The following is an 8,833-nucleotide window of genomic DNA, read 5'->3' as shown; positions in this document are numbered from 1 at the left end:
CTAATCTTCGGGTGACCGATGCGATCAGGCGATGGCAGGACCTACGCTACCGTTTGGCTGAACCGAGCCGAAAACGCCGCTCACAGAGGGCAACGTTGCGTAAGATATTAAGTTAGCGCATATGCGCCTGCGCGGGTATGACAAGGGGAGCTTGTTGTCCTCGACACTTGATTTGTCTCTCCCTCCGATTCGATCGAGAGTCCATGCCTCCGATCGCTGTGACTACCCAATCAAGCTGGGCACGACCCAAAAAGGTGGAATCCGAACTCAGGCCTCGGGCCCTAACAACTCATCCAGATTGGCCCGGATTTTTGCTTCGATCTTGCCGCTGTAGGCGCCCAACAAAAAACCCAGTTTCAGCTGCAGGTCAAAACGGGTGTCGCTCACCCTCAACTCGCCACTCACCCCACTGCGCTCAAAGCGCATGCGGTCTTGTGCCTCACCAGGCTCAGACACGCAGGCCATGCCCCAGTCTTGCTCGGCCTGTTCGCGCCAGCGGTCGGCCACGGCGCGCGCGCCCGCCAAGCCCAAGGTGTGTTCACGTTCGATCTTCAGTTCAGGCATGGTGCGTTTCTTGGGCTTGGGGGTTCGTGCCTTGGGCGGCCAATGCGGTGTCCAAAGCCACCTCCACCAAGCAGTCGTAAAACACGGGCGCTCGGCCCAGATCGGTCAGGTGCTGACTGGTCAGCTCGTTGACGTTGGTGCCGTTCAGGCCCAGCTTGCGCCACCAGATGCCCAAGCCGTTGACCACGCCCGGCCGTGCACGTTGGTTCACCCGGGCCTTGCAGTGGTAAGTGCCCCGGTCGTTGAACACACGCACCACCGCGCCATCGGCAATACCCCGAAACGCTGCGTCTTGCGGATGCATCTCCAGCAACGGCTCGGTCTCGATGTCGCGCAGGCTTTGCACGTTGACGAAGGTCGAATTCAAAAAGTTGCGCGCAGGCGGTGAGATCATGGCCAGCGGGTAGCGGCCACCCGGCGCGGCCAGCTCGTAGTTGGGCAGGTGGTCGGGCAGACCATCCAGGCCCTGGTCGGCCAGGCGTTGGCTGAAAAATTCGCAGCGGCCCGAGGGCGTGGGAAAACCACCCTGCGCAAACGGCGCATCGGGCACGGGCAAAGAGGCAAAGCCGTGTGCCAGCAGTTGCTCAAAATCCTGCGCATCACCGATAGCGCTGCGGCAGAGGCTTTCGTCGCTCTCGGCAAAACACGGGTCGTCAAAACCCATGCGCGCAGCCAGCGCCCGGAAGATGTCGGTGTTGGTGCGTGCACCGCCCACAGGGGCAATCGCCGGGCGGTTGAGCAGCACGTCGGTGTGGCCGTAGCTGGTGTGGATGTCCCAGTGCTCCAGCTGCGTGGTGGCGGGCAAGATGAAGTCGGCGTAGTCGGCGGTGTCGGTCTGGAAATGCTCTAGCACCACGGTGAACAGGTCTTCGCGGCCAAAGCCCTGCACCACCTTGCCCGACTCGGGGGCCACAGCCACCGGGTTGCTGTTGTAGACGATCAAGGCTTCAATTTTCGGGCCGAATGCGGGCGATGCCGGGCGAAGCAAATCGTCGCCAATGGTGGCCATGTTGATGGTGCGCGGGCGTCTGTCGCCCAACAAATCGGGCCGCTGCAAAGCCGCCCGCCGCACCGGGAAATGCCCCGAGCTGCTGAGCAAGACCCCGCCCGCGCGGTGCCGCCAGGCCCCGGTGAGCGCAGGCAAACACGCAATCGCCCGCACCGCATTGCCGCCCCCGCGCACCCGCTGCATGCCGTAGTTCAAACGAATGGCCGCGGGTTGGGTCGTGCCCCAGTCGCGGGCCAGTTGGCGAATTTGCTCCACCGGCACACCACACACCTCGGCCGCCCGCTCGGGTGACCATTGCAGGGCCCGGGCCTTCAAAGCGTCCCAGCCCAGGGTGTAGCGGTCGATGTAGTCCTGATCGAGCCAGCCATGCACGATCAGCTCATGCATGAGAGATAACGCCAGCGCGGCGTCGGTGCCGGGGCGCAAGGCGATGTGTTCGTGGCATTTTTCGGCCGTTTCGCTGCGCCGGGGGTCGATGCACACCAGCTTGGCCCCATTGCGCTTGGCCGCCTGGGCGATGCGCCAAAAATGCAGGTTGCTGCCAATCGAGTTGCTGCCCCAAATGACGATCAGTTTGGATTCGGCAAAAAACTCGTTCTTCATGCCCACTTTGTTGCCCAGGGTCTGGGTCAGCGCTTCGGCCCCGGCCGAGGCGCAAATCGTGCGGTCCAGCAGCGATGCGCCTAGCTGGTGGAAAAACCGCGCCGCGATCGACTCGCTTTGCACCAGGCCCATGGTGCCCGCATAGCTGTAAGGCAAGATGGCCTGCGGGTCGCGAGCGGCGATGGTTTTCAGGCGTGCGGCAATCGCATCCAAAGCCTCGTCCCAGCCCACGGGCTCAAACTGGCCCGTGCCCTTGGGGCCGACCCGACGCAGGGGTTGCAGCAAACGCTCGGGGTGGTAGGTGCGTTCGGTGTACCTGGAAACCTTGGTGCACAGCACGCCGTCGGTGGGCGCATGCGCCGGGTTGCCCTGCACCTTGACGGCACGGCCATTCTCCACGGTGGTCAGCAGGGCGCAGGTGTCGGGGCAGTCGTGCGGGCAGGCACCGCGCACGGTCTGGGGGGCCAAAAGGGAGTCGGTCATGGGTTGGGTCTGCGGTGGGGCTAGGGGCGAAGATTCGGCCTGATTGTGGCCCAAACCCGCAAGGTGCCGGGGGACAAGCTTGTCCCCCATGTGCACAGGGGTGTTGGCGCTTGGGGTGCTTACAGCGATGATGTTTTAAGTTGTCCCCCATGTGCACAGGGGTGTTGGCAATCCCCCTCAAGTGTGGCTAGACTGTACCTATGAAAATCATCGACTCCATCCTCACCGACGCGGCCAGCATCGCGGCCATTCGCAAAGACATCCACGCCCACCCCGAGTTGTGCTTTCAGGAAGTGCGCACGGCCGATGTGGTGGCCAAACAGCTGACCGACTGGGGCATCCCCATTCACCGGGGCATGGGCACCACGGGCGTGGTCGGCATCGTGCACGGGCGTGACGGCGGCGCTTGTGGCCGTGGCATTGGTCTGCGCGCCGACATCGATGCCTTGCCGATGCAGGAGTTCAACACCTTCGCCCACGCCAGCAAACACCAGGGCAAGATGCACGCCTGCGGCCACGACGGCCATACAGCCATGCTGTTGGCAGCCGCCAAGCATTTCTCGAAACACCGCGACTTTGACGGCACGGTGTATTTGATTTTCCAACCCGCCGAAGAAGGCGGCGGCGGTGCCCGCGAGATGATCAAGGACGGCCTGTTCGACAAATTCCCGATGCAGGCCGTGTTCGGCATGCACAACTGGCCCGGCGCCCCGGTGGGCACCTTTGCTGTCAGCGCAGGCCCGGTGATGGCGTCGAGCAACGAGTTCAAGATCACCATCCGCGGCAAGGGCAGCCACGCCGCGCTGCCGCACAACGGCATCGACCCGGTGCCCATCGCCTGCCAGATGGTGCAGGGCTTCCAGACCATCATCACCCGCAACAAAAAGCCCGTGGACGCGGGCGTGATCTCGGTCACCATGATCCACGCGGGCGAAGCCACCAACGTGGTGCCCGACTTCTGCGAACTGCAGGGCACGGTGCGCACCTTCAGCATCGAGGTGCTCGACATGATCGAGACTCGCATGAAGCAGGTGGCCGAGTCGATATGCGCCGCTTTTGACGCGCAATGCGAGTTCGAGTTTGAGCGCAACTACCCGCCCACCATCAACAGCGCCGCCGAGGCCGACTTTGCCCGCCAGGTCATGACCGGCATCGTGGGGGCCGAGCAGGTGCTGCACCAGGAACCCACCATGGGCGCGGAAGACTTCTCGTACATGCTGCAGGCCAAGCCGGGCGCTTATGTGTTCATCAGCAACGGCGATGGCACGCACCGCGAAATGGGCCACGGCGGCGGCCCCTGCACCTTGCACAACCCGAGCTACGACTTCAACGACGACCTGATCCCGCTGGGTGGTACGTATTGGGTGGAATTGGCCACACAGTGGCTGGCCCAACCCACCCAGACTGCTTGATCAGGCTCCGCATGAACGACATCCAGAACGGCTTTTCCAAAAGCTACGCCCAAGCGCGTGAGAAGTTCCTGAGCGCCGCCCAAAGCGCCGGCCTGCAGGTGGATTCCAACATTCACCCTTTGCCTGGGCGCGATGGCGAAACCCTGGCCATGGACGTGGTGCTCGACGGTGCGCCCGATGCCAAAGCGTTGCTGGTCATCAGCAGTGCCTGCCACGGCGTGGAAGGCTACTGCGGCTCCGGCGTGCAGATCCATGCCCTGAAAAACAGCGCTTGGCGTGAAGCGGCCCGTGCACGGGGTGTTGCTGTGCTCTACATCCATGCGCTCAACCCCCACGGCTTCTCGCATGTGCGGCGCGTGACCCACGAAAACGTGGACATCAACCGCAATTTCCAGGACTTCTCCAAGCCTCTGCCCGACAACCCGGCCTACCGGGAAATCCAGCCCTTGCTCCTGCCCGAAGTCTGGCCACCTGACGCGACCAACGCGGCAGCCACCGCCCAGTACATTGCCGAACGCGGCATGAAGGCCTATCAGGCAGCCATCTCCAAAGGGCAGCATGAGTTTCCTGAAGGTCTGTTCTTTGGCGGGAAAGCACCGACCTGGAGCAACCTCACTTTGCGCTCGGTGCTGCAAAAATACGGTCAGTCATGCCAAAAACTGGCCTGGATCGATCTGCACACAGGCCTGGGCCCGAATGGCGTGGGCGAGCGCATTTTTGCCTGCGCCGACGATGCAGCGGCCTACCAGCGTGCCAAAGCGTGGTGGGGCCAAGGCATCACCTCGATTTATGACGGCTCCTCCAGCTCACCCATGCTGACGGGACTGATGTGGATGGCGGCCTACCAGGAATGCAGGCAAGCCCAATACACCGGCATCGCCCTGGAATACGGCACACAGCCACCGGACAAGGTGCTTTACGCCTTGCGCGGTGACCACTGGTTGCAAGGGCACCCCGAAGCCCCCGAAGCCTTGAAAAAGCAGATCAAACAAGACCTGATGGACGCTTTTTACGTCGACACCGACGAATGGCGCACCCAGATCGTTGATCAAGCGATGGAAGCGATGCACCAGGCTGTCACGGGTTTGGACACGCCATGAGCACCCCGCGCGTTCTGGTGCTGGGTGGCAGCGGCTTTGTCGGTCGCCACGTCTGCGAGCAACTGACCCGCCTGGGCTGGCAGATCACGGTGCCGACCCGTCGCGCCGTGAATGCGGCCAGCGTGCAAAGCCTGCCCGGTCTGACGGTGATCGAAGCCTCTGTTCACCAGGAAGCCGATCTGGCCCGGCTGATGCCTGGCCACGACGCGGTGGTGAACCTGGTGGCCGTGCTGCATGGCAACGAAGAGCGCTTCGAACGGGTGCATGTTCAGCTGCCCGGCAAAATCGCCAGCGCCATGAAAAAAGCAGGCGTGCAGCGACTGATCCACGTCAGCGCTTTGGGTGCCGACCCACAAGGCCCTTCGATGTACCAGCGCAGCAAGGCGCGGGGCGAGACGGTCTTGCACAACGCGGGGCTGCAGCTAACGATCTTGCGCCCCAGCGTGATTTTTGGTGCCGAAGACAAATTCCTCAACCTGTTTGCCGATCTGCAGGCCGTGGCGCCCTTCATGCCCTTGGCGGGCAGCGGCACACGTTTTCAGCCCGTGTGGGTGGCTGATGTGGCGCGGGCCGTGGCGGTCTGTCTGCAAAAGCCGGACACCATTGGCCAGACTTACGAGCTGTGCGGCCCGGATGTGTTGACGCTGGGCGAGCTGGTCAAAAAGGCTGGCCAGTGGGCGGGCGTGAACCACGGCCGGGGTCGGCCGGTTGTCGGTTTGCCGATGTGGGTGGGCTGGCTGCAAGCTGCGGCCATGGAAATGGCACCCGGCGAGCCGCTGATGAGCCGGGACAACCTGGCTTCGATGAAGGTGGACAACGTGGCCACGGGCCAGCTGCCGGGTCTTTCCGACTTGGGCATCAGCGCAGCTTCTGCAGCAGGTGTAGCGCCCAGCTATCTGGGCCACCGCGGGCCATGCAGTCGCTTGAACAGCTGGCGCTCACGCGCTGGGCGCTGATCCCACTGGCGATGCGCTTTGGTGGGTGTGTGAGGGGATGCGGCGGGCTCCTCATGACGGGGTACCGAAAATCGTCACCCGCCGCATCCCCTCACACATCTTGGCGGTCTAATTTGTCTCTTTTTGACAGCCGTGGTCGCTAACATGTGGGTTTCGCCACACGGGAGATAAAACATGATCCAGCTCTACATCGCCAACAAAAACTACTCGTCTTGGTCCATGCGCCCCTGGGTGTTGCTGCGCCAAACGGGCATTGACTTTGAAGAGGTCTATGTCCGCTTTGACAGCTTTGCGCCCGATTCCCAATTCAAGGCCATGCTCAAGAACGTGAACCCGGTGGGCAAGGTGCCCGTGTTGGTGCACGATGGTCTGGCCGTGTGGGACACCCTGGCGATTGCCGAATACGTGGCCGAGCAGTTCCCCGAAAAACAGCTTTGGCCGAAAGACCGTGCCGCCCGGGCACGCGCGCGCAGCATCTGCGCAGAGATGCACAGCGGTTTTACGGGTCTGCGCAGCGCCTGCCCGATGAACATCGAGGCGCACCTGCCCGAAATCGGCGCTTTGGCGCTGCGCGACAAGCCCGCCGTGCGCGCCGATCTGAACCGCATCTGCAGCCTGTGGAGCGACTTGCTCCAAGAACACGGCGGCCCCATGCTGTTTGGCCCCTTCACCGTGACCGACGCCTACTTTGCCCCGGTGGTCATGCGCCTGAAAACCTATGCCCTGCCCGTGCCTGCCGATGTGCAGGCCTACATGGACCGCGTGTGCGCCCTGCCCGGCGTGAAGTCCTGGATCGACGAAGCACTGGCCGAGCAGGACTTCATCGACTTTGAAGAGCCTTTTCGGCTTCACCGCTGAAAGCCACCATGGGTGTTTTTGTCGTCGGCGGTGCGGTGCGCGATGCCTTGATGGGCCAGCGCGTCAACGATCGCGACTGGGTGGTGGTGGGCAGCACGCCCGAAGCCATGAGCGCACAGGGTTATGTGCCTGTGGGCAAGGACTTTCCGGTGTTTTTGCACCCGCAGACCCGCGAGGAATACGCTCTGGCCCGCACCGAGCGCAAGACCGCCCGTGGCTACAAGGGCTTTGCGGTGCAAGCCGCGCCCGAAGTCACCCTCGAAGAAGACCTGGCCCGGCGCGACCTCACGGTGAACGCCATGGCCGTGCCCGAGGCGCTGGCCCACCAAGCCCCCACCACCTGGACAGGTCAGATCGTCGACCCCTACGGCGGCCTACGCGACCTGCAATCCAAGGTGCTGCGGCATGTCACCGAGGCCTTTGCCGAGGACCCTGTACGCATCCTGCGGCTGGCACGTTTTGCGGCGCGCTTTGCCGACTTTTCTGTGGCGGGCGACACCATGGCCTTGATGCGGCAGATGGTCGAGGACGGCGAGGTGGACCACCTGGTGCCCGAGCGCGTCTGGCAGGAACTGGCCAAAGGCCTGATGGCCCCCAAGCCCTCCCGCATGTTCGAGGTGTTGCGCGAATGTGGCGCACTGAAAGTCTTGCTGCCTGAACTGGACCGCCTGTGGGATGTGCCCCAGCGCCCGGAATACCACCCCGAAATCGACACGGGCGTGCACATGATGCTGGTGATGGACATGGCGACCAGACTGAACATGCCGCTGCCCGTGCGCGTGGCCTGCCTGATGCACGACCTGGGCAAAGGCACGACACCCGCCGACGTGCTGCCCCGCCACATTGGCCATGAAGGGCGCAGCGTCAAACTCTTGCAAAAGGTGTGCGAGCGCCTGCGCGTGCCCACCGATTGCAAAGAACTGGCCGAGGTGGTGGCGCGTGAGCACGGCAACATCCACCGCAGCGCCGAGCTGGGGCCGGAGGCCCTGATGCGTTTGCTGGAGCGTTGTGACGCGATTCGCCAGCCCGAGCGCTTTGCGCGGGTGCTGCAGGCATGCGAGTGCGATGCACGAGGTCGGCTGGGGTTTGACGATGCGGCTTACCCCCAAGCCGACCGCTTGTTGAAAGCCCAACAGGCCGCGCTGTCCGTCGAGACCGCACCCATTGCGCAAGCTGCGGCAGCTCAGGGCCTCAAGGGCCCTCAAATTGGCACGCAGATCACCCAAGCCCGAATCCAAGCCATCGCACTGGCATCGCTGTAACGCTGTCTTTGTAGGAGCGAGCCCCTGCTCGCGAATGTGTGCGATGGCTGTGCAGGCATTCGGCTGCAGGGGCAGCCTCCCACAAAGTCAACACCTCAGCTGGAGGAATCGCTGAACCACCCGTCTGCACTCAAAGGTGCGAACGCGTCCAGTCGGCAATGTCTTGCGCGGTGCGAAACGCACCCGCCTGACGGGCGACTTCTTTGCCGCCGACAAACAAGGCCAGTGTGGGGATGCTGCGGATGTTGAAGCGGGCGGCGATGGCCTGCGCTTCTTCGGTGTTGAGTTTGGCCACCCGCACCTGGGGCTCCAACAGGCCAGCGGCCTGTTCGTAAGCCGGGGCCATCATGCGGCAGGGTCCGCACCAGGGCGCCCAAAAATCGACCAGCACCGGCACATGGCTGCGGCCAATGTGCTTGTCAAAACTGGCACCTTCCAGCGCCAGTGGGTGACCGTCAAAAAGGGCTTGGTGGCATTGTCCGCAATCGGGGGCGTTGTGCAGATCGGCCACACGCACCCGGTTGGTGGTGTGGCAGTGCGGACAAACAATGTGCAAGGCGTCTGCAGAAGCGGTCATGGATTCCCC

Annotated in this window: 8 protein-coding genes; 5 read left to right on the top strand and 3 right to left on the bottom strand. The window is 63.3% G+C overall.

Annotation, left to right across the window (positions count from 1 at the left end):
• Positions 1-267: 267 nt before the first annotated feature.
• Both B9Z34_RS13070 and B9Z34_RS13065 read right to left on the bottom strand, forming a co-directional pair.
• A complete protein-coding gene (locus B9Z34_RS13070; protein ID WP_108428555.1) occupies positions 268-564 on the bottom strand; it encodes a polyhydroxyalkanoic acid system family protein in 297 nt (98 codons plus the stop codon).
• Complete coding sequence (locus B9Z34_RS13065) at positions 557-2,659, bottom strand: molybdopterin-dependent oxidoreductase (protein ID WP_108428554.1); 2,103 nt, start codon at positions 2,657-2,659, stop codon at positions 557-559. Before B9Z34_RS13065 ends, B9Z34_RS13070 begins: the two co-directional genes overlap by 8 nt.
• Positions 2,660-2,859: 200 nt before the next feature.
• Between B9Z34_RS13065 and B9Z34_RS13060 the strand changes: the two genes are divergently transcribed.
• The 5 genes from B9Z34_RS13060 (at position 2,860) to B9Z34_RS13040 (ending at position 8,247) form a co-directional block, all read left to right on the top strand.
• Positions 2,860-4,071, top strand: coding sequence for a M20 aminoacylase family protein (locus tag B9Z34_RS13060; protein ID WP_108428553.1), 1,212 nt, complete (start codon positions 2,860-2,862; stop codon positions 4,069-4,071).
• Positions 4,072-4,082: 11 nt separating this feature from the next.
• Positions 4,083-5,171, top strand: a complete 1,089-nt coding sequence (locus B9Z34_RS13055) for a M14 family metallopeptidase (protein ID WP_108428552.1) — start codon at positions 4,083-4,085, stop codon at positions 5,169-5,171.
• Positions 5,168-6,127, top strand: coding sequence for a complex I NDUFA9 subunit family protein (locus tag B9Z34_RS13050; RefSeq protein WP_108428551.1), 960 nt, complete (start codon positions 5,168-5,170; stop codon positions 6,125-6,127). Before B9Z34_RS13055 ends, B9Z34_RS13050 begins: the two co-directional genes overlap by 4 nt.
• Positions 6,128-6,301: 174 nt before the next feature.
• Positions 6,302-6,985: a glutathione S-transferase family protein gene (locus B9Z34_RS13045; RefSeq protein ID WP_108428550.1), complete on the top strand. Its 684-nt coding sequence runs from the start codon at positions 6,302-6,304 to the stop codon at positions 6,983-6,985.
• 8 nt (positions 6,986-6,993) lie between these two features.
• Positions 6,994-8,247, top strand: coding sequence for a multifunctional CCA addition/repair protein (locus B9Z34_RS13040; RefSeq protein ID WP_108428549.1), 1,254 nt, complete (start codon positions 6,994-6,996; stop codon positions 8,245-8,247).
• A 130-nt stretch (positions 8,248-8,377) separates the two neighbouring features.
• Here B9Z34_RS13040 and trxC read toward each other — a convergent pair whose 3' ends face one another.
• Positions 8,378-8,824, bottom strand: a complete 447-nt coding sequence (trxC, locus tag B9Z34_RS13035) for a thioredoxin TrxC (protein WP_108428548.1) — start codon at positions 8,822-8,824, stop codon at positions 8,378-8,380.
• Positions 8,825-8,833: the final 9 nt, after the last annotated feature.

Origin of the sequence: Limnohabitans sp. Hippo3 (assembly GCF_003063665.1) — a bacterium.
Classification (GTDB): Bacteria; Pseudomonadota; Gammaproteobacteria; order Burkholderiales; family Burkholderiaceae_C; genus Limnohabitans_A.
This window is presented reverse-complemented; position numbering and strand designations above follow the sequence as displayed.